The following is a 19,793-nucleotide window of genomic DNA, read 5'->3' as shown; positions in this document are numbered from 1 at the left end:
GGTGAGGGCGTCGTATCATCCCAGGTCCGCCATCAGCACTTTTGAACGGCGCTGATAGTTGTACATCTCTTTCTTCGTTTCCGGCAGAGAATCGATATCCACCGGCGTGAAACCGCGCTCCTGGAACCAGTGAATGCTGCGCGTCGTCAGGACGAACAGCTTGCTCAGCCCCATCTGGCGCGCCTGTGCCGCCACGCGCTCAAGCAGCATTTCACCGCGTGAAGAGCTGCGGTAATCAGGATGCACCGCCACGCAGGCCATTTCACCGATCTTCTCTTCCGGGAACGGATAGAGCGCGGCGCAGGCGATGGTCAGGTTATCGCGCTGAATAATGGTGAATTTGTCGATCTCCATCTCCAGCTGCTCGCGTGAACGACGCACCAGAATACCCTGCTGTTCCAGCGGGCGGATCAGCTCCAGAATACCGCCGATGTCGTTAATGGTGGCGCGGCGGATCTGCTCCGCACTCTCCATGACAATCTGCGTACCAATACCGTCGCGGGAGAACAGCTCCTGCAGCAGGGCGCCGTCTTCCTGATAGCTGATCAGGTGGCTACGACGCACGCCGCTGCGGCAGGCCTTCACGGCGCCACGCAGGAAGCGGACCGTGCCGGAGTGATAATCGCCTTCGGCTTCCAGCGCTTCCACGCGGGCCTGGGCTTCATTCGGGAAGAGTTCCGGCACGATCGTTCCTTCATCATTCACGACGCCCTGAGAGGAGCAGAACCCAATCATTTTTTCCGCCTTCAGCTTGATCGCCAGCTGCGTGGCGATCTCTTCTGAAGTGAGGTTGAAGCTTTCGCCGGTCACCGAAACGGCGACCGGGCCCATCAGGACGATGGCGCCGCTGTCCAGCTGGCGGTGAATGGCTTCTTCATCAATACGACGAATGCGGCCGCTGTGGCAGTAATCCACGCCATCGTCCACGCCGAGCGGCTGGGCAATGATGAAGTTGCCGCTCACGACGTTGATATGCGCGCCCTGCAGCGGCGTGTTGTTCAGGCTCATGGACAGGCGAGCGGTGATATCCAACTGCAGCAGACCTGCCGCCTGCTTCACCAACTCAAGGGTTTTGGCATCGGTGACGCGGGTATGCTTGTGGTAAATCGGCTCGTGCTGGTGAGCGGCCAGGTTGGCGTCGATCTGCGGGCGCGCGCCATAGACCACCACCAGGCGGATCCCCAGGCTGTGCAGCAGGCCAATGTCATTGACGATGCTGGAAAAATTTTCATGCTCAATGGCTTCGCCGCCAAGCATGATGACAAACGTTTTTCCCCGATGGGCGTTGATATAGGGAACAGAATGGCGGAATCCCTGGACCAGTTCGGTTCTACGTTCCTTCACCATGGCACAACCCTTAATGAATGTTTATTCGTAATTTCTGTATTTTTATTCGATTGTGGCCGCGTGTGCAAGCGCAAATTTTCCGCGACCCACAGAAAATGATAAGTAATCCGTGCGTTAGCGTATGATTGTTTACCCTTTTATAGATGACAGTTTATGCGTCATTCGTTAAAGTTTTCGGTCAATCTGGACATTTTGTATATCAGTCAGTGTTCTTGCTCGGGAGAAGCATGTCGGGATCCAATTCAGCAATAAGCCGCCGCCGTTTGTTAAAAGGGGCCGGGGCAATGTGGTTGCTTAGCGTCAGTCAGGTCGGTCTTGCCGCCACCAGTCAGGTCGTGGCGGTGCGCGTCTGGCCATCGTCGACCTATACGCGCGTGACGGTCGAATCCAATCGCGTGCTGAAATATAAGCAATTTGCCCTCAGCAACCCGGAACGTGTGGTGGTGGATCTCGAAGGCGTTAACCTCAACTCCGTGCTGAAAGGGATGGCGGCGCAGATCCGCGGCGACGATCCGTTTATTAAATCGGCGCGCGTCGGGCAGTTCGATCCGCAAACCGTGCGCATGGTGTTTGAACTGAAGCAGAACGTGAAGCCGCAGCTGTTTGCCCTGGCGCCTGTCGCCACGTTCAAAGAGCGCCTGGTCATGGATCTCTATCCGGCCAATGCGACGGATATTCAGGATCCGCTTCTTGCCCTGCTGGAAGATTACAACAAAGGCGATCTGCAGCGTCAGGTTCCGCCGGCGCAAAGCGGTCCGCAGCCGGGGAAAGCAGGGCGCGATCGTCCGATTGTGATCATGCTTGATCCAGGCCACGGCGGCGAAGACTCCGGTGCGGTGGGGAAATACCGCACGCGTGAAAAAGACGTGGTTCTGCAAATTGCCCGTCGTCTGAAGGCGCTGATTGATAAAGAAGGCAACATGCGCGCCTATATGACGCGTAATGAAGACGTCTTTATTCCGCTGAAGGTCAGGGTGGCGAAAGCGCAGAAGCAGCGCGCAGATTTGTTCGTCTCGATCCATGCGGATGCGTTTACCAGCCGTCAGCCAAGCGGCTCGTCGGTGTTTGCGCTCTCAACCAAAGGCGCGACCAGTACCGCAGCAAGATACCTGGCGGATACCCAGAACGCCTCAGACCTCATCGGTGGCGTGAGCAAAAGCGGCGACCGCTACGTCGACCACACCATGTTCGACATGGTGCAGTCGCTGACCATTAACGACAGCCTGAAGTTTGGTAAAGCGGTGCTGGGCAAGCTGGGCAACATCAATAAGCTGCACAAGAACAGCGTTGAACAGGCCGGGTTTGCGGTACTCAAGGCGCCGGATATCCCGTCCATCCTGGTTGAAACCGCGTTTATCAGTAACGTGGAAGAGGAGCGTAAGCTCAAGACGGCAAAATTCCAGCAGGAAGTGGCGGAGTCGATTCTGGCAGGGATTCGTGCGTATTTCTCTGACGGGGCGACGCTGGCGCGGCGCGGGTAGATCTTTTGGCCGGGTTTATGCCCGGCAAATTCACAAACGACAGATACAAAAAAACACCCTTAAGGGTGTTTATTGTTTTAGAAGTGTTGGTTGCGGGGGCCGGATTTGAACCGACGACCTTCGGGTTATGAGCCCGACGAGCTACCAGGCTGCTCCACCCCGCGTCCGTCTTTCTACTCTCGCAGAAACTTACTTCTTCAAATTTGATTGGTTGCGGGGGCCGGATTTGAACCGACGACCTTCGGGTTATGAGCCCGACGAGCTACCAGGCTGCTCCACCCCGCGTCCGTCTTTCTACAGTCGTAGAAGATACTTCATCAAATTTTAATTGGTTGCGGGGGCCGGATTTGAACCGACGACCTTCGGGTTATGAGCCCGACGAGCTACCAGGCTGCTCCACCCCGCGTCCGTGGATGCGCACTATACTCGGATAGACTTGTGATGCAACCCCTTTTTCACATTTATCATGATTTTGTATGCAAATTGAACGACATGGCGCGGTTTGGACTATTTTTTGCGCAAAATTTGCCAAAGGGCATGCGATCGCATTTCATTAGCCCTGGCGGTTTGTTATCTTCATCACGCGGAAATGGGCAACTTAAAGACGAGACAGAATGAAAGGACGTTGGGCGAAGTATCTGATGGCGGGCGCAATGGTAGCGATTCTTGCGGCCTGTTCTTCCAAACCGACCGATCGCGGTCAACAGTATAAAGACGGGAAGTTATCCCAGCCTTTCTCTTTAGTTAATCAGCCTGATGCGGTCGGCGCACCGATCAATGCCGGTGATTTCTCCGAGCAGGTCTACCAGATCCGCAACGCGTCACCGCGTCTGTACAGCGCACAGAACAACGTTTATAGCGCGGTGCAGGACTGGCTGCGCGCGGGCGGCGATACGCGCAACATGCGCCAGTTTGGTATCGACGCCTGGCAGATGGAAGGGGCCGATAACTACGGCAACGTTCAGTTTACCGGCTACTACACCCCGGTTATCCAGGCGCGACACACGCGTCAGGGAGAGTTCCAGTACCCTATCTACCGTATGCCGCCAAAACGCGGCCGTCTGCCGTCGCGCGCTGAGATCTACGCCGGTGCGCTAAGCGAAAACTACGTTCTTGCTTACAGCAACTCCCTGATGGACAACTTCATCATGGACGTTCAGGGCAGCGGCTATATTGATTTTGGCGACGGCTCGCCGCTTAACTTCTTCAGCTATTCCGGTAAAAACGGCCACGCCTATCGCAGTATTGGCAAGGTGCTGATCGACCGCGGCGAAGTGAAGAAAGAAGACATGTCGATGCAGGCGATCCGCGAGTGGGGCGAAAAGCACAGCGAAGCCGAGGTGCGTGAGCTGCTGGAGCAGAACCCGTCGTTTGTCTTCTTTAAACCGCAAAACTTCGCGCCGGTGAAAGGGGCGAGCTCGGTACCGCTGATTGGCCGTGCGTCGGTGGCATCGGATCGTTCGATTATTCCTGCGGGCACCACGCTGCTGGCTGAGGTCCCGTTACTGGACAACAACGGCAAGTTCAACGGCCAGTATGAGCTGCGTCTGATGGTGGCGCTGGACGTTGGCGGCGCGATCAAAGGGCAGCACTTCGATATCTATCAGGGCATTGGCCCGGATGCAGGCCACCGCGCAGGCTGGTATAACCACTACGGACGCGTGTGGGTGCTTAAGGCGGCACCGGGTGCCGGAAACGTATTCAGCGGCTGATTGTGGTATTCTGAGCGCAATACGGATTACTGTTCAGGGTGAGGAGAACCTCACCCTTTTTACATCTGAGGTGTTATGTCTGTGGTAATCAGCGATGCCTGGCGCCAGCGTTTTGGCGGCACGGCACGTCTCTATGGTGAAAAAGCCCTGCAGCTGTTTGCGGATGCGCACGTCTGCGTCGTGGGCATTGGTGGTGTGGGGTCGTGGGCCGCAGAAGCGCTGGCGAGAACCGGTATTGGCGCAATCACGCTGATTGATATGGATGACGTGTGCGTCACCAACACCAACCGTCAAATTCACGCCCTGCGTGATAGCGTCGGCCTGGCAAAATCGGAGGTCATGGCGGAACGTATCCGCCTGATTAACCCGGAATGTCGGGTCACGGTGATTGATGATTTTGTGACGGCAGATAACGTCGCCGAATACATGAGCAAAGGCTACAGCTATGTGATTGACGCCATCGACAGCGTGCGTCCAAAAGCGGCGCTGATCGCCTACTGTCGTCGTTACAAGGTTCCCCTGGTGACGACCGGCGGCGCGGGCGGGCAAATCGACCCTACGCAGATTCAGGTGGCCGATCTGGCGAAAACCATTCAGGATCCACTGGCCGCCAAGCTGCGTGAACGCCTGAAGAGCGACTTCAACGTGGTGAAGAACAGCAAGGGCAAGCTGGGCGTAGACTGCGTGTTCTCGACCGAAGCGCTGGTCTACCCGCAGGCCGATGGTTCCGTGTGTGCGATGAAAAGCACGGCGGAAGGGCCAAAAAGAATGGATTGCGCCTCAGGCTTTGGCGCGGCCACCATGGTGACCGCTTCCTTCGGCTTTGTGGCGGTGTCTCACGCCCTGAAGAAGATGATGGCGAAGGCGGAACGTCAGGCCTGAGCCTGACGAGCGGCGTCCAGTACCGCCTCGTTGAGTGCGATCAACCCCTGACCGCGCGAGGCGCTGAGCTGCGCGCGCAGCCCCAGCTCATCAAATAACCCCAGCGGCGAATGCGCCAGCAGTTCCGCCGCGCTTTTCCCTTCCACTGCGGTCAACAATACGGCCAACAGGCCCCGGACGATGCGGCCTTCGCTGTCGCCGAAGAAGTGCAGCTTCTCACCGGAAACGCTCACGCCCAGCCAGACGCGATTTTCACAGCCTGCAATCTCTTTCGCCTGCGCCTTGAGATCGTCAGAGAGGGTCGGTAACTGCTTACCGAGAAGAATCAGCTGGCGATATTTATCTTCCCACTGTGAAAGCGGGGCAAAGGTCTGTTTTAACGTCTCTTCAGTGATGACGGTGCCAAACGGATGTCCGGCTAAAGCAGCGTGAGTCATTAATCCACCAGTATTTCAAGCGCGCGGTCAACGGCAGCGACCAGCGCGTCAACATCGCTTTGTGTGTTATAGGGCGCGAACGAGGCGCGCAGCGTGCCGCTCACGCCGAGCGCCGCCAGCAGCGGCTGCGCGCAGTGCTGCCCGGCGCGCAGGGCGATGCCATACCCCGCCAGCAGCGTCACCATGTCGCTGTGATGCACGCCCACAAAATCAAAGGCGAGCAGGCTTGAGTCCTGAACGCGGAACGAGCGGAAACCCGGGCGCTTTTTCAGTTCTTCCTCTGCCAGCGTCGCCAGCCCCCGGCTCCAGCTTTCAGCCTGCACAACGTCTGTTTCTGCCAGCCACTCCAGCGCCGCGCTTAGGCCAATCACACCCGCCACGTTCGGCGTACCGGCCTCCAGGCGATAGGGAACATCCTGCGTTTTGAAGCCATCGAACGACACTTCAGCGATCATCTTACCGCCCCCGAGCCACGGGGTCATTTTTGCCAGAAGTTCCGGCTTGCCGTACAACACCCCAATACCGGTTGGCCCGTAGAGCTTATGTCCTGAGAAGGCATAGAAGTCGATATCCAGCGCCTGCACGTCGGCGGGGAAATGCACCACGCCCTGCGCACCGTCAACCATCACCACCATACCGTTGGCATGCGCGATGCGAATCGCCTGAGCCAGGTCCGGGCAACCACCGGTGACGTTAGACATCTGTCCAAGCGCCAGAATGCGGCTGCGAGGGGTAATCAACTCGGGGAGACGGGCCACATCGGGCAGAAGGTCTGCGCCCAGCGGAAGCTTCACCACGCGTGCACCCGTTTGTTCGGCCACCATCAGCCACGGCACCAGGTTGGCGTGATGTTCCGCCTCGCTGACGACGATCTCATCGCCCGGCTGAAGCAGCGGGCGCGCGTAGCACTGGGCCACCATATTGATGGCCTCGGTGGTGCCGCGCGTCCAGACGATATTTTTCCCGCTTTCGGCATTGATCAGGTGCGCCACGCGATCGCGTGCGGATTCGTAGCGCGCGGTTAATCGCTGCGCCTCGGCAAACTGGCTGCGATGCACGTTCCCGGCGCTCAGGCTGTAAAACTGCTGCGTGGCGTCAATGACCGCCTGTGGCTTAAGGGCGGTGGCGGCACTGTCCAGATAAATACCGGCATCGGCCAGCGCCGGAAACTGTGCGCGGAACTGCGCAGGACTGAAAGCGTTCATGGGATTCCTCATTTCAATATCACGATCGTCGCGCAATTTCCGCGGCAGGGCAAGGAGGTTGATATCTATCAGAATTGTCTGCTTATCCTCATGACCCCAAAAAAGCAGGTTATGCTAAATAGTGTTAGGCGGATGTTTTAGCCTGTTATAAATCGAGGTTTGAATAGCATTAATTGCTAAAGGAGAATAATCATGAATAAGACAGCTGCAATCATCTCTGCCTGTGCGTTTACTTTTGCCCTGAGCGCCTGTTCCGGTAACAACTACGTGATGCACACCAACGATGGTCGTTCCATCGTTTCGGAAGGGAAACCGACAACCGATAACGATACCGGGATGATTTCGTACAAAGATGCTAACGGGAACAAGCAGCAGATCAACCGCACGGACGTGAAAGAGATGAAAGAGATCGAGCATTAACCGATCGCAGGCGAAAAAAAAGCACCGCAAGTTGGCGGTGCTACATTAATCACTATGGACAGACAGGGTAAATGTACAGGAAGTGAAAAATTGGTAGCGTTGCTACCGTGGTCTGAATCGCAGACCAATTGCAAACACAACAACACAACATCACAACCGTAAGCCAAAAGCCCTTCAGAACACGCATTCCGAAAAAAGCTCTTCGTTCCGGCTCAGGAAGTGCCGCCACTATAGGTATTTGCTGGTAGTTCCTCAACGGACAAATTATAATGGCTCAGATAAAAAAAACTAATAGGTTAAACGTTGTTTCCTATTTGTTAAATTCCTTTAACATCTAAGCCATATAACCATGTCAAAGCGATTGCCCCCCTCAACGCATTACGTGTTTTTGATGCAGCAGCACGTCACCTGAGCTTCACCCGCGCAGCCGATGAGCTTTTTGTGACACAGGCCGCAGTAAGTCACCAAATCAAGTCTCTGGAGGATTTTCTGGGCCTTAAGCTGTTTCGTCGACGCAACCGCTCGTTGCTGTTGACCGAAGAGGGGCAGAGCTATTTTCAGGATATTAAAGAGATTTTTTCGCAGCTTACTGAAGCCACGCGTAAGCTACAGGCCCGCAGTGCAAAAGGTGCTCTGACTGTCAGTTTATTGCCCAGTTTTGCCATTCAGTGGCTGGTGCCAAGACTCTCAAGCTTTAACTCAGCTTATCCGGGGATAGACGTTCGAATCCAGGCCGTGGATCGTCAGGAAGACAAGCTGGCCGATGACGTGGACGTCGCGATTTTTTATGGGCGCGGTAACTGGCCGGGCTTGCGTGTTGAGAAATTATACGCAGAATATCTCCTGCCGGTCTGTTCCCCTCTGCTGTTAACGGGCGACAAAGCGCTGAAGTCTCCCGCTGACCTGGCGCAGCATACGCTTTTGCATGATGCCTCTCGACGCGACTGGCAAACTTATACCCGTCAATTAGGTCTTACACATATAAACGTGCAGCAGGGACCCATCTTTAGCCACAGTGCGATGGTGTTACAGGCTGCCATTCACGGGCAGGGCGTGGCGTTGGCGAACAACGTCATGGCGCAGTCCGAAATAGAGGCAGGTCGCCTGGTCTGCCCTTTTAATGATGTACTGGTCAGCAAGAATGCGTTTTATCTGGTTTGTCATGACAGTCAGGCAGAACTGGGTAAAATAGCCGCCTTCCGGCAGTGGATACTGGCGAAAGCGGCAAGCGAGCAAGAAAAATTCCGCTTCAGGTATGAACAATAACGTTTGTGTGCCGGGCACGCATCAATTCAGGACTTAAACATGACCAGCCGATTCATGCTGATTTTTGCCGCGGTGAGTGGCTTTATTTTTGTTGCACTGGGCGCCTTTGGCGCACATGTCTTAAGCAAGTCGTTGGGCGCTGTAGAGATGGGCTGGATCCAGACCGGCCTTGAATATCAGGCGTTCCATACGCTGGCAATCTTTGGGCTGGCGGTGGCGATGCAGCGCCGTATCAGCATCTGGTTTTACTGGAGCAGCGTCTTTCTGGCGCTGGGTACGGTGCTTTTCAGCGGCAGCCTTTACTGTCTGGCACTTTCGCATTTACGCCTGTGGGCGTTTGTTACACCTGTCGGTGGCGTCAGCTTCCTGGCGGGTTGGGTATTAATGTTTATCGGAGCTATCCGTCTGAAACGCAAGGGCGTTGTTCATGAATAAGGTTGTTTTATATTGTCGCCCGGGGTTTGAGAAAGAGTGCGCCGCGGAAATTACCGATAAAGCGGCGAAGCGCGAAATCTTCGGCTTCGCCCGCGTAAAAGAAAACGCGGGCTATGTGGTATTCGAATGCTATCAGCCTGAAGATGCGGATAAGCTGGCGCGCGAGCTGCCGTTCAGCTCGCTGATTTTTGCGCGCCAGATGTTTGTCGCGGGTGAGCTGCTCAAAGACCTTCCCCCGGAAGACCGCATCACGCCAATCGTGGGCATGCTGCAGGGCGTGGTGGAGAAGGGCGGCGATCTGCGCGTTGAAGTGGCGGATACCAACGAAAGTAAAGAGCTGATGAAGTTCTGCCGTAAGTTCACCGTTCCGCTGCGCGCGGCGCTGCGTGAGGCGGGCGTGCTGACGAACTACGAAACGCCGAAGCGTCCGGTGGTGCATATCTTCTTTATTGCACCGGGCTGCTGCTATACGGGCTACTCGTACACCACCAACAACTCTCCTTTCTTTATGGGCATCCCGCGTTTGCGCTTCCCGGCCGATGCGCCAAGCCGTTCTACGCTGAAGCTGGAAGAGGCGTTCCACGTCTTTATCCCGGCGGATGAGTGGGATGAGCGTCTGGCAAACGGCATGTACGCTGTCGATCTCGGCGCGTGCCCGGGCGGCTGGACCTATCAGCTGGTGAAACGCAACATGTGGGTATCGTCCGTTGATAACGGCCCAATGGCGCAAAGCCTGATGGACACCGGACAGGTCACCTGGCTGCGTGAAGACGGTTTCCGCTATCGCCCGAACCGCAACAACATCTCATGGATGGTGTGCGACATGGTTGAGAAACCGGCGAAAGTGGCCGCGCTGATGGCCTCCTGGCTGGTGAACGGCTGGTGTCGCGAGACCATTTTCAACCTCAAGCTGCCGATGAAAAAGCGCTATGAGGAGGTGTCGCAAAACCTGGCCTACATTCAGGAGCAACTGGACGAGCACGGGATTAACGTGGAGATCCAGGCGCGTCAGCTGTATCACGACCGCGAAGAGGTGACGGTGCATATTCGTCGCTGGTGGGCGGCCGTAGGCGGGCGTCGCGACGAGCGATAGCACGTACTTTGTTTTGCCCGGTGGCGCTGCGCTTACCGGGCCTACAAAAACCCTGTAGTCGTTTTAACGTTCTAAGCGCAATTGCTGTAAATTCCCGTCCAGCTGTAAATCCGTCTGTAGCGTTGCGATTTCCCGGCAGATAAACGCCATCTCTTTATGCGCCTCCAGCTTCTTGCGCCATTTTTCGGGCACCTCGTCCAGACGGGCGTAAATGCCCTCCAGACTCTGAAAATCGGTCAGCAACTGCGCGGCGCTCTTCGGCCCAATACCGGCCACGCCCGGAACTTTAGAGCTGCTGATGCCTGCCAGACCCCAGTAATCCGGCAATTGCTCAGGCGATACGCCAAACTCGCTGGCGATGAACGGCGCGTCCAGCCAGCGTTTTTGGAAATAGTCGCGAATACGGATAGTGGGGGAAAGCAGCTGGCAGTAGCCTTTGTCCGTTGAAACGATCGTAGCCTGATGCCCGGCACTCGCCACCTTTACGGCCAGGGTGGCCGCGAGATCGTCGGCTTCATTTCCCTGTGCGCCCCAGCAGGGGACGCCCCGCTGTTCAAATGCGGCGCGCAGCATGGGTAATTCGGCGTGAAGATCGTCCGGCATCGGTGCGCGTCCGGCTTTGTAGTCGGGCAGACGCTGGTGCCGCCAGCCCGTGTTGCGGGCTTCGTCATCAAAAACCGCGACCGCATGGGTGGGTTCACTGTGGCGGATAAGCTGTTCCAGCGCGTGCAGGCAGGTGTCTTTACAGGGCGTCCCCTGTACCGCATGGATACGGCGAATCAGGTTAAGTGCATCGACGATAAGTAAATGAACGGCCACAGATAATCTCCCTTCTATCTAATGCGTGAAGGGTAACACTGTCAGCAGCGTGAAACTATGAATGGTGGGGAAAACAGGAAGAAGCCTCGCAAAACGAGGCTTCCTGAGAGGCTTAATCGCAGGTTACGATCTTCATCGCCAGGCCACCGCGAGAGGTTTCGCGGTATTTGGCGTTCATATCTTTACCGGTTTCGTACATGGTCTCGATAACCTTATCGAGACAGACGCGCGGTTCGCTGGTGCGGCGCAGCGCCATACGCGCCGCGTTTACCGCCTTCACGGAGGCAATCGCGTTACGCTCGATGCACGGAACCTGTACCTGTCCGGCAACCGGATCGCAGGTCAGCCCCAGGTTGTGTTCCATGCCGATTTCCGCAGCGATGCACACCTGCGCCGGGCTTGCGCCCAACAGCTCCGCCAGACCTGCCGCCGCCATGGAGCACGCCACGCCGACTTCACCCTGACAGCCCACTTCCGCACCGGAAATGGAGGCGTTCATCTTATACAGCGAACCAATCGCACTGGCGACCAGCAGATAGCGTGCCAGCGAGTTCGCGTTCACTTCACGGATAAACTTGTCGTAGTACGCCAGTACGGCCGGAACGATGCCGCAGGCACCGTTGGTCGGCGCGGTGACCACACGGCCCCCTGCGGCATTTTCTTCGTTTACCGCCAGGGCGAACATGTTGATCCAGTCCACCACGGCCATTGGGTCCGTAGTCGTTTTGTCGGTGCTCACCAGCATACGGCGCAGCGCTGCCGCACGACGCGGTACGCGAAGCTTGCCCGGCAGAACGCCTTCGGTGGTGATCCCGCGCTCAATACCGCCGCGCATCACTTCCCAGACGTTAGCGAAGTGCTGTTCCAGCTCCTCTTTGCTGTGCAGCGCCAGCTCGTTTTTCATCATCAGACCGGAGAGGGAAAGGCCCGTCTCCTGGCAGTGGCGCTGGAGGTCTGCCGCCGTTTTGTACGGATACGGCACCTCGACAGAAGAGGTACTGGTTTGACCAAAGTGGTCTTCGTCGACGATAAAACCGCCGCCGATAGAGTAGTAAGTCTGGCTGTATACCGCTTTGTCGCCGGCCAGCGCGGTAATGCGCATGCCGTTTTCGTGTAGCGACAGGTTGTCCGCATGGAAATTCATGCAATGGTCAACCGGGAATTCAACCTCATGCTCGCCGTTCGCCAGCAGCAGGCGCCCGTGGGTGTTCACGTCTTGGATAAAGCCAGGGATCGCATCAATATCAACGGTATCCGGCAGGTTTCCCGCCAGGCCCATGATAATGGCGATATCGGTGTGGTGGCCTTTCCCGGTCAGGGAAAGCGAGCCGTATACATCGACAACCACGCGGGTGATGTCGTGCAGGATGCCGCGTGCAATCAAGTCATCCATGAACTGCTTACCGGCTTTCATCGGTCCGACGGTGTGAGAGCTGGAAGGACCAATACCGATTTTGAAGATATCGAATACGCTAATCATGATGCGTCCATTGCTTTCAGTCAGAGAGGAGGGAGTGCGCCGTCCGGGGACGGCGCGGGTGAGAATCAGAACATGGTGTACAGGGAGTAGAAGATCGCAGAGATAGCGATAAGCCCCATGATAACCACAAAGACGTTGCTGACATGACCGCTGTACTTACGCATAGCCGGGACTTTCTGAATCGCGTACATCGGCATCAGGAACAGAATCATCGCGATGACCGGGCCGCCCAGGGTTTCAATCATGCCCAGGATGCTTGGGTTCAGCGTCGCTACCGCCCAGGTGGTGAGCAGCATGAACAGTGCAGTGATTTTGTTCAGCTTGTTGATTTCAATGCTCTTGCCTTTACCGCGCAGAGATTTAATCACCATACCGTTGAAGCCTTCACGTGCGCCGAGGTAGTGGCCCAGGAAGGATTTGGTGATGGCGATCATCGCGATGATCGGTGCCATCCACGCAATCAGCGGTGCGTTAAAGTGGTTCGCCAGGTAAGACAGAATTGAGATGTTCTGCTCTTTCGCTGCCGCCAGGTCCGCCGGGGAGAGGCTCAGTACGCAGCTGAAGACGAAGAACATAACGGTCAGCACCATCATGATGTGAGCGCGTGCCAGGATGCTGGAGCACTTCTTCTCTGCGCCATTACCGTACTCTTCACGTTTCGCCACGGCGAAAGAGGAGATGATTGGGGAGTGGTTGAAGGAGAAGACCATTACCGGGATCGCCAGCCACAGGGTCATCAGCAGGCCGTTACCGGTTGCAGACGCGCTGCTCAGGGACAGGGTTTCCAGCGCTGCGCCGTTCCACTGTGGGATCAGGTAGCAGGCCAGCAGCATCAGTGCGGCCACAAACGGGAACACCAGCACGCTCATCGCTTTCACAATCATCTGCTCACCGAAGCGCACGATGGTCATCATGCCGACAATCAGGATCAGAGACAGGATGGCACGCGGTGGCGGCGTCATGTGCAGCTGGTGCAGCATGAAGCTTTCAACGGTGTTGGTGATCGCCACGCTGTAAACCAGCAGGATAGGGTAAATCGCAAAGAAGTAGAGCAGGGTAATCAGTTTACCTGCGCCCACGCCGAAATGCTCTTCAACCACTTCAGTGATGTCTTCGCCCGGGTTTTTACCGGACAGCACGAAGCGGGTCAGACCGCGGTGTGCAAAGAAGGTCATCGGGAAAGCAATGATAGCCATAATGATCAGCGGAATCAGACCGCCGACGCCTGCGTTGATAGGAAGGAACAGTACACCAGCGCCGATTGCCGTGCCGTAAAGGCCAAGCATCCACATGGTATCCGTTTTGCGCCAACCACTTCGGGATTCAATCGAAGCAACGGTGCTGGTTTGAGTGGTTTCCATCTGTATCTCCTGGAGGAAGCAAATTGTCAGGTTTTTAGTCAAATCCGATGAAAAAGTGCCTGACGGTAATATGAAATTCGTTCAGTGACGGTTTTTTAATAATTTTCGCCCGTAACTATTGGCGGGCGGAAAGATACATTCTCGTTATGAATCTATCAGTGATCGCGATCCCAAATGCAATAATCCACTTATGATGTGGGCATCTTTAGACCATTTATCTGTTAAAAAAACATCAAAGAGAATTTACGCGCGCGAAGGCTACCACCAACGACATGTGCGCTGAAAGACTGGCCCTTGATATAGGTGTCTTTCGCTGTAAAGAAATGGGTTTTTAGTATTTTCTGGCAGGTAATTTGGATTAAGGCTGATAATTTACGGTTGAAAGATATAGGTAATCGTTTGCGTTTGTGGCGATTTTGTAAAAGATATAAGTGATGCCTATGAATTACATCAGGAATAAAAAAAGCCGGAACGCGCGACAGGGCGACCCGGCTTTGATGAGATGCCGCTAAGCGTTATGTGCAGATTTCGTAGCAAGGAATATAGGCGGAGCCCGGCAGCTTCATGCGGTGCTGGGCGACAAAGCCCTGCAGCATGTCATCCATGCGGCGCATCATCTCCGGGTCGCCGTGGATCTTGTACGGACCGTACTGCTCAATGGCGCGGATACCGACCTCTTTGACGTTGCCCGCCACAATCCCGGAGAAGGCGCGACGCAGATCGGCGGCCAGGACTTCCACCGGCTGATCCGGGTAGAGTTTCAGGTTCGCCATGTTCTCGTGTGAAGGCTCGAACGGGATCTGCAGATCCGGCGCAATGCGGATTGACCAGTTAAAGCTGTAGGCATCCCCGGTATCGCGACGGTTCTCCTTCACCAGCGGCATCGCTTTTTTCATCTGGCGCGCCACTTCCGCAGCATCGTCGATGATGATGCGATAGTGACGACGCGCGGCTTCACCCAGCGTGTGTACGATAAACTCGTCCAGCACGCGGAAGTAGTCGGCGCTCTCTTTCGGCCCGGTCAGGATCAGCGGCAGGACCTGATCTTTGTTGGCCGGGTTCATCAGAATACCCAGCAGATAGAGCAGCTCTTCCGCTGTCCCCACGCCGCCCGGGAAGATGATGATGCCGTGGGCGATACGAACAAACGCTTCAAGACGTTTTTCGATATCCGGCATGATAATCAGCTCGTTAACCAGCGGGTTAGGTGGCTCAGCGGCGATGATGGACGGCTCGGTCATGCCGATAAACCGTCCCTCTTTGTAGCGTTGCTGCGCGTGACCCACTGCGGCACCTTTCATTGGCGCTTCCATCGCACCCGGACCACATCCGGTACAGATATTCAGCTCGCGCAGGCCAAGCTGGGTGCCCACCCGACGCGCATAAAGGTATTCGGTTTCGTTAATGGAGTGACCGCCCCAGCAGACGACCATGTTCGGCGCTTCACCCACGTGCAGGGCACGGGCGTTGCGCAAAATAGAGAACACCAGGTTGGTGATATGGACCGAGCTTTCCAGGTCGAGATGCTGGAAACGGCCTGCGTTGTGGATCTGCCCGTTAACAAACAGGATGTCACGCAGCACGGCAAACAGGTTAGCCTGAAGTGAACGGATGATGCGTCCGTCGACAAACGCCTCTTCCGGCGGGTTGATGACTTCAAGCTTCACGCCGCGCTCGCGGCGCAGCACGTTGATATCAAAGCTTTCGAAGCGGGACAGCAGTTCTTTACTGTTATCTGTCAGGCTTCCGGAGTTCAGAACGGCAAGTGAACAGTTACGAAACAGTTGATAAAGATCGCTGCTGGCCGTGCGTTTAAGCATGTCCACTTCCAGCTGCGACAACATATCCATTGAGCCAAGCGGGCTAATATGTGTAATCAAGTGAGCTCCTTACGGGACGATTATCGTCTTTCCCTGTTGATTACAATAGCCCTGCCGCGTGACGTTTCACAACCTAAAGCGCGGAAGATACCGCGCATATTGTGAAAATATTTTTATTACTGACGCACCAGCCGGCCCGTCGCCGGGACAAAATCGGTATTGGTGCGCCACGGGTTGATGTCCAGGCCGCCGCGGCGGGTGTAGCGCGCGTAAACGCTCAATTTTTCCGGCTGACAGAAGCGTTGGATATCGCTAAAGATGCGCTCCACGCACTGCTCGTGGAATTCATTGTGATGGCGGAACGACACCAGATAGCGCAGCAGCTTTTCCCGATCAATTTTCGGGCCGCGGTACTGGATCTGCACCGAGCCCCAGTCCGGCTGGTGGGTAATCAGGCAGTTGGATTTCAGCAGATGGCTCACCAGCGTCTCTTCAACCACCTTGCCGCTCGCCGCGTTTTCGAGGTAATCGGCGCTGAATTCATAATTCTCCACCTCGATATCCTGATCGTCGATGCAGGTCCCGTTGAAGTGGGCGACTGGCTGGCCTTCCAGCTCGTGCAGGCGATACAGTGAAACGCTCACCTTTCCCTGCGCGCAGGCGCTTAAATCACGTTCCAGGGTGTGCTGAACGTCGTCCCAGCTGTTGAATTTGGTCTGGTTAAAACTGTTGAGATAGAGCTTAAAGCTTTTGGACTCGACGAGATTCACGCTGGCATAGTCCAGCTCAACGTGTCCCACCGCCACCTGCGGCAGGCCGCGCGCGTTGAGCCACGAGAGTTCGTACAGCGTCCAGATATCGCCACCCACGAACGGCAGCGCGTCCGCGTGCAGTCCCAGAGGGTCGCGGTTCAGGCTACGCGGCACGCCCTGCAGCAGGCTTGCATCGTAGGTATCGCGGTAATCGGTCGATTTACCCAGCGTTAAGCCGGTTAACGCCTGATGATTTTCGTAAGACATGTTTCATAGCCACTTTACAGGTACACTTATGGCCTGAGTTTATCCTGTCTGACAAGAAGAGAGAAATCGGTGGACATCGAAACTGCAAATGCCCTCACTACCTTCACGACCCGCTACTGCGACGTATGGCATGAAAAGCAGGGCACGTGGCCGCAAAGTGCTGATTTATATGGCGTCCCTTCGCCGTGCATTATCTCTTCGCTTGAGGATTACGTGATCTGGCAGCCGAAGCCGAATAACGGTGAGCAGAATGTAAATGCGGTTGAACGGGCAATGGACATTGTGGTACAACCAGCGGTTCATGCGTTTTATGCCACGCAGTTTGCAGGGGATATGCCCGCGCGCTTTGCGGACATGACGCTGACGCTGTTGCAGACCTGGAGCGAAGACGATCTGCAGCGTGTTCAGGAAAACCTGATTGGTCATCTGGTCACGCAAAAGCGCCTTAAGCTTTCTCCGACGCTCTTTATTGCCACGCTGGACAGCGAGCTGGACGTTATCTCCGTCTGTAACCTGTCAGGCGAAGTGATTAAAGAGACTATCGGTACCCGCAATCGCGAGACTCTCGCCCCTTCTCTTGCGGATTTCCTCACCCGACTTGAGCCCCTTCTGTAATCCATGCTGCTACAGCGCGTGTGAGAGATCTCTTACAAGGTTTGTGAGAGATCGCTGGAACATTCAGTATTACCTCATTAAATTCAGATTAATATCACTCTATTTTTCAACGAATTAGTTGTTCCTCCTATTATTTTTAGGGAGTCCCCGCGTCTTACAACTCTGGCTGAGTGGGTTGTAAGACGAAGCGGAATAGCGGATTCTATCTCCGTCGACAGGAAGCCGACACGAGAAACGAACATCAGGATGATGGCGTTTCTCACACAGGACTCGTCAGGATGGCGCAGCAGGAAGGCTTCTGGATGAAGCGAAGTGGATAACGCAGGATGCGTAAGGGACACCTCCAGGAAGGAGAACGAGAGCCGATCAGGATGGTCGGTGGGTCAGGAAGGCCAGGACGTTTCAGGATGAAACAAACACGTCAGGAAGATGTGTGCAGGATGCGAAAGGTAGACGGATGACCAGGCCTTCGGGCTTCAGGAAAAGTTGTCACGGATGAGCAGGGAGCACGAATTGTAGCTGGAATGCTGCGGAACGAACCGGGAGCACTGTTTTTACAGTGCTCCCTTTTTTTATTTCTGCCTTTCGCAATGCTATGCTGCGCGCCGTTCACATTTTCAGTTGAGGTTACTATGACGCAACACGATAGCGTTCGTGCTCAGTTGCACGCCATCGAAGCCCTTTTGCGCCAACATCAGCTGTGGCAGGAGACCGCGCCGCAGCCAGAAGCGTTCACCAGCACCCAGCCTTTCTGCCTGGATACGCTGGCCCCTTTCGAGTGGCTGCAGTGGGTGTTAATTCCGCGCATGCACGCCCTGCTTGAGGGGGGGCACCCCTTACCGCAGGCGTTTGCTGTCTCTCCCTATTATGAAATGGCGCTCGACGCGACGCACCCTGCGCGCGACGTCATGCTGGTCGAACTGGAAAAGCTGGATGCCCTGTTTGCCGGTGAAGATGCATGACGCTTGAGATCCTCTATCAGGACGAGTGGCTGGTGGCGGTGAATAAACCGTCAGGCTGGCTGGTGCACCGCAGCTGGCTGGATCGCGACGAGAAAGTGGTGGTGATGCAGACCGTTCGCGACCAGATTGGTCAGCATGTGTTTACCGCCCATCGCCTCGACAGGCCGACCTCCGGCGTGCTGCTGATGGGGCTTTCCAGCGAAGCTGGCCGTCTGCTGGCGCAGCAGTTCGAACAGCACCAGATCCAGAAGCGCTACCACGCGATCGTGCGTGGCTGGCTGACCGAGTCCGCCACCCTGGATTATCCGCTGGTGGAGGAGCTGGACAAAATCGGCGATAAATTTGCCCGGGATGACAAAGGCCCGCAGCCGGCCGTGACCGATTATCGCGGCATGGCAACCACGGAAATGCCGGTAGCCACCAGCAAATTTCCGACCACACGCTACAGCCTGGTTGAGCTTCTGCCGAAAACCGGGCGCAAGCACCAGCTGCGACGCCATCTGGCGCATCTGCGCCACCCGATTATTGGCGACAGCAAACACGGTGATTTGCGCCAGAACCGCAGCGCGGCCGAACACTTTGGCTGCCATCGTCTGATGTTACACGCAAGCGAGCTGAGCCTGACGCACCCGTTTACCGGCGAGCCGCTGACTCTCCGCGCGGGGCTGGACGACGTCTGGATGCAGGCGCTGTCACAGTTTGGCTGGCTGGGACAACTCCCCGAAAATGAAAGGGTTGAGTTTGTATCGGGCAACGTTCAGGATGAAGAGTAAGCGCATTCACTATGGGAAAATAGCATGGCTGAAGTAGGCATTTTTGTCGGCACAATGTACGGCAACTCGCTGCTGGTTGCGGAAGAGGCGGAGGCGATTCTGGCAAGCCAGGGCCATAAAGCCACGGTCTATGAAGACCCGGAGCTGGCGGACTGGGAAAAGTATAAAGATAAATACATTCTGGTGGTGACCTCCACCACCGGGCAGGGCGATCTGCCGGACAGCATCGTGCCGCTGTTCCAGGGCATTAAAGACCAGCTTGGCTATCAGCCAGACGTTCGCTACGGCATCATCGCCCTCGGCGACAGCGCTTACGCCAACTTCTGCGGCGGCGGCAAGCAGTTCGATGCGCTGTTGCAGGAGCAGAGCGCCCAGCGCGTCGGCGAGATGCTGCTGATTGATGCGGGTGAGCACCCGGAGCCAGAAAGCGAATCAAACCCGTGGGTGGAGAACTGGGCCTCACTTCTTAAATAACACTCTGCCCGGCGGCGCTTCGCTTGCGCGGGCCTACGGGTTTTCCAGGCCGGGTCAGGCGTAGCCGCCACCCGGCATTACACTTCGCACCAAACGCCATTTCCGTGAACCACCTTCCACTCCTCTGGGCTTATGCCCTAAACAACCTCCCTCACGCCCTTTAATACTGTGTTTTTGCACGGTGAGGTGAAG

The 19,793-nt window shown here is 56.0% G+C and carries 18 protein-coding genes, 3 tRNA genes and 1 pseudogene; 11 read left to right on the top strand and 11 right to left on the bottom strand.

The window, feature by feature from the left end:
• Positions 1–15: 15 nt before the first annotated feature.
• A complete protein-coding gene (gene argA / locus BFV67_RS17735) occupies positions 16–1,347 on the bottom strand; it encodes an amino-acid N-acetyltransferase (RefSeq protein ID WP_059361441.1) in 1,332 nt (443 codons plus the stop codon).
• A 227-nt stretch (positions 1,348–1,574) separates the two neighbouring features.
• On the opposite strand from argA, the gene amiC reads away from it, so the two are divergent.
• A complete protein-coding gene (gene amiC, locus BFV67_RS17730) occupies positions 1,575–2,828 on the top strand; it encodes an N-acetylmuramoyl-L-alanine amidase AmiC (RefSeq protein WP_021242006.1) in 1,254 nt (417 codons plus the stop codon).
• Positions 2,829–2,915: 87 nt separating this feature from the next.
• On the opposite strand, the gene BFV67_RS17725 is transcribed toward amiC, so the two are convergent.
• From BFV67_RS17725 to BFV67_RS17715, 3 genes are all read right to left on the bottom strand, one after another.
• Positions 2,916–2,992, bottom strand: a tRNA-Met gene (locus BFV67_RS17725).
• 44 nt (positions 2,993–3,036) lie between these two features.
• Positions 3,037–3,113, bottom strand: a tRNA-Met gene (locus BFV67_RS17720).
• Positions 3,114–3,157: 44 nt separating this feature from the next.
• Positions 3,158–3,234, bottom strand: a tRNA-Met gene (locus BFV67_RS17715).
• 208 nt (positions 3,235–3,442) lie between these two features.
• Between BFV67_RS17715 and mltA the strand changes: the two genes are divergently transcribed.
• Together mltA and tcdA are read left to right on the top strand one after the other, a co-directional pair.
• Complete coding sequence (gene mltA / locus BFV67_RS17710) at positions 3,443–4,540, top strand: murein transglycosylase A (RefSeq protein WP_069598742.1); 1,098 nt, start codon at positions 3,443–3,445, stop codon at positions 4,538–4,540.
• 75 nt (positions 4,541–4,615) lie between these two features.
• A complete protein-coding gene (tcdA, locus tag BFV67_RS17705; protein WP_008499651.1) occupies positions 4,616–5,422 on the top strand; it encodes a tRNA cyclic N6-threonylcarbamoyladenosine(37) synthase TcdA in 807 nt (268 codons plus the stop codon).
• On the opposite strand, the gene csdE is transcribed toward tcdA, so the two are convergent.
• Together csdE and csdA are read right to left on the bottom strand one after the other, a co-directional pair.
• Positions 5,413–5,859, bottom strand: a complete 447-nt coding sequence (csdE, locus tag BFV67_RS17700) for a cysteine desulfurase sulfur acceptor subunit CsdE (RefSeq protein ID WP_069598741.1) — start codon at positions 5,857–5,859, stop codon at positions 5,413–5,415. The genes tcdA and csdE overlap by 10 nt on opposite strands.
• A complete protein-coding gene (gene csdA, locus BFV67_RS17695; RefSeq protein WP_069598740.1) occupies positions 5,859–7,064 on the bottom strand; it encodes a cysteine desulfurase CsdA in 1,206 nt (401 codons plus the stop codon). Before csdA ends, csdE begins: the two co-directional genes overlap by 1 nt.
• Positions 7,065–7,256: 192 nt before the next feature.
• On the opposite strand from csdA, the gene BFV67_RS17690 reads away from it, so the two are divergent.
• From BFV67_RS17690 to rlmM, 4 genes and pseudogenes are all read left to right on the top strand, one after another.
• Positions 7,257–7,484, top strand: a complete 228-nt coding sequence (locus BFV67_RS17690; RefSeq protein ID WP_008499648.1) for a YgdI/YgdR family lipoprotein — start codon at positions 7,257–7,259, stop codon at positions 7,482–7,484.
• Between the two features lie 349 nt (positions 7,485–7,833).
• Positions 7,834–8,750 (top strand): annotated as a pseudogene (gene gcvA, locus BFV67_RS17685) (glycine cleavage system transcriptional regulator GcvA).
• A 39-nt stretch (positions 8,751–8,789) separates the two neighbouring features.
• Positions 8,790–9,185, top strand: a complete 396-nt coding sequence (locus tag BFV67_RS17680; protein WP_008499646.1) for a DUF423 domain-containing protein — start codon at positions 8,790–8,792, stop codon at positions 9,183–9,185.
• Positions 9,178–10,278 carry a 23S rRNA (cytidine(2498)-2'-O)-methyltransferase RlmM gene (rlmM, locus tag BFV67_RS17675; protein ID WP_023344824.1) on the top strand — a complete coding sequence of 367 codons (1,101 nt, stop codon included), beginning with the start codon at positions 9,178–9,180 and terminating at the stop codon, positions 10,276–10,278. The genes BFV67_RS17680 and rlmM overlap by 8 nt, the downstream gene beginning before the upstream one ends.
• Before the next feature lie 63 nt (positions 10,279–10,341).
• Here the strand turns inward: rlmM and xni are convergent, their stop codons facing one another.
• From xni to queF, 5 genes are all read right to left on the bottom strand, one after another.
• The gene (xni, locus tag BFV67_RS17670; RefSeq protein WP_021241892.1) at positions 10,342–11,097 is read right to left on the bottom strand and encodes a flap endonuclease Xni; all 756 of its coding nucleotides are present in this window, start codon (positions 11,095–11,097) and stop codon (positions 10,342–10,344) included.
• 112 nt (positions 11,098–11,209) lie between these two features.
• On the bottom strand, positions 11,210–12,577 hold the full coding sequence (gene sdaB / locus BFV67_RS17665; protein ID WP_069598738.1) for an L-serine ammonia-lyase II: 1,368 nt from the start codon (positions 12,575–12,577) through the stop codon (positions 11,210–11,212).
• Between the two features lie 65 nt (positions 12,578–12,642).
• The gene (locus tag BFV67_RS17660; protein WP_008499642.1) at positions 12,643–13,938 is read right to left on the bottom strand and encodes an HAAAP family serine/threonine permease; all 1,296 of its coding nucleotides are present in this window, start codon (positions 13,936–13,938) and stop codon (positions 12,643–12,645) included.
• Positions 13,939–14,453: 515 nt separating this feature from the next.
• Positions 14,454–15,818 carry a nucleotide 5'-monophosphate nucleosidase PpnN gene (gene ppnN / locus BFV67_RS17655; protein WP_008499641.1) on the bottom strand — a complete coding sequence of 455 codons (1,365 nt, stop codon included), beginning with the start codon at positions 15,816–15,818 and terminating at the stop codon, positions 14,454–14,456.
• A 116-nt stretch (positions 15,819–15,934) separates the two neighbouring features.
• Positions 15,935–16,777, bottom strand: coding sequence for an NADPH-dependent 7-cyano-7-deazaguanine reductase QueF (gene queF, locus BFV67_RS17650; RefSeq protein WP_021241894.1), 843 nt, complete (start codon positions 16,775–16,777; stop codon positions 15,935–15,937).
• 69 nt (positions 16,778–16,846) lie between these two features.
• Between queF and syd the strand changes: the two genes are divergently transcribed.
• From syd to BFV67_RS17630, 4 genes are all read left to right on the top strand, one after another.
• On the top strand, positions 16,847–17,392 hold the full coding sequence (syd, locus tag BFV67_RS17645; protein WP_069598737.1) for a SecY-interacting protein: 546 nt from the start codon (positions 16,847–16,849) through the stop codon (positions 17,390–17,392).
• 632 nt (positions 17,393–18,024) lie between these two features.
• On the top strand, positions 18,025–18,354 hold the full coding sequence (locus tag BFV67_RS17640) for a YqcC family protein (protein WP_046091902.1): 330 nt from the start codon (positions 18,025–18,027) through the stop codon (positions 18,352–18,354).
• On the top strand, positions 18,351–19,127 hold the full coding sequence (truC, locus tag BFV67_RS17635) for a tRNA pseudouridine(65) synthase TruC (protein WP_023344820.1): 777 nt from the start codon (positions 18,351–18,353) through the stop codon (positions 19,125–19,127). The genes BFV67_RS17640 and truC overlap by 4 nt, the downstream gene beginning before the upstream one ends.
• A gap of 24 nt (positions 19,128–19,151) precedes the next feature.
• On the top strand, positions 19,152–19,601 hold the full coding sequence (locus BFV67_RS17630) for a flavodoxin (protein ID WP_008499636.1): 450 nt from the start codon (positions 19,152–19,154) through the stop codon (positions 19,599–19,601).
• Positions 19,602–19,793: the final 192 nt, after the last annotated feature.

The sequence above is a fragment of the Enterobacter roggenkampii genome (assembly GCF_001729805.1).
Lineage (GTDB): Bacteria > Pseudomonadota > Gammaproteobacteria > Enterobacterales > Enterobacteriaceae > Enterobacter > Enterobacter roggenkampii.
This window is presented reverse-complemented; position numbering and strand designations above follow the sequence as displayed.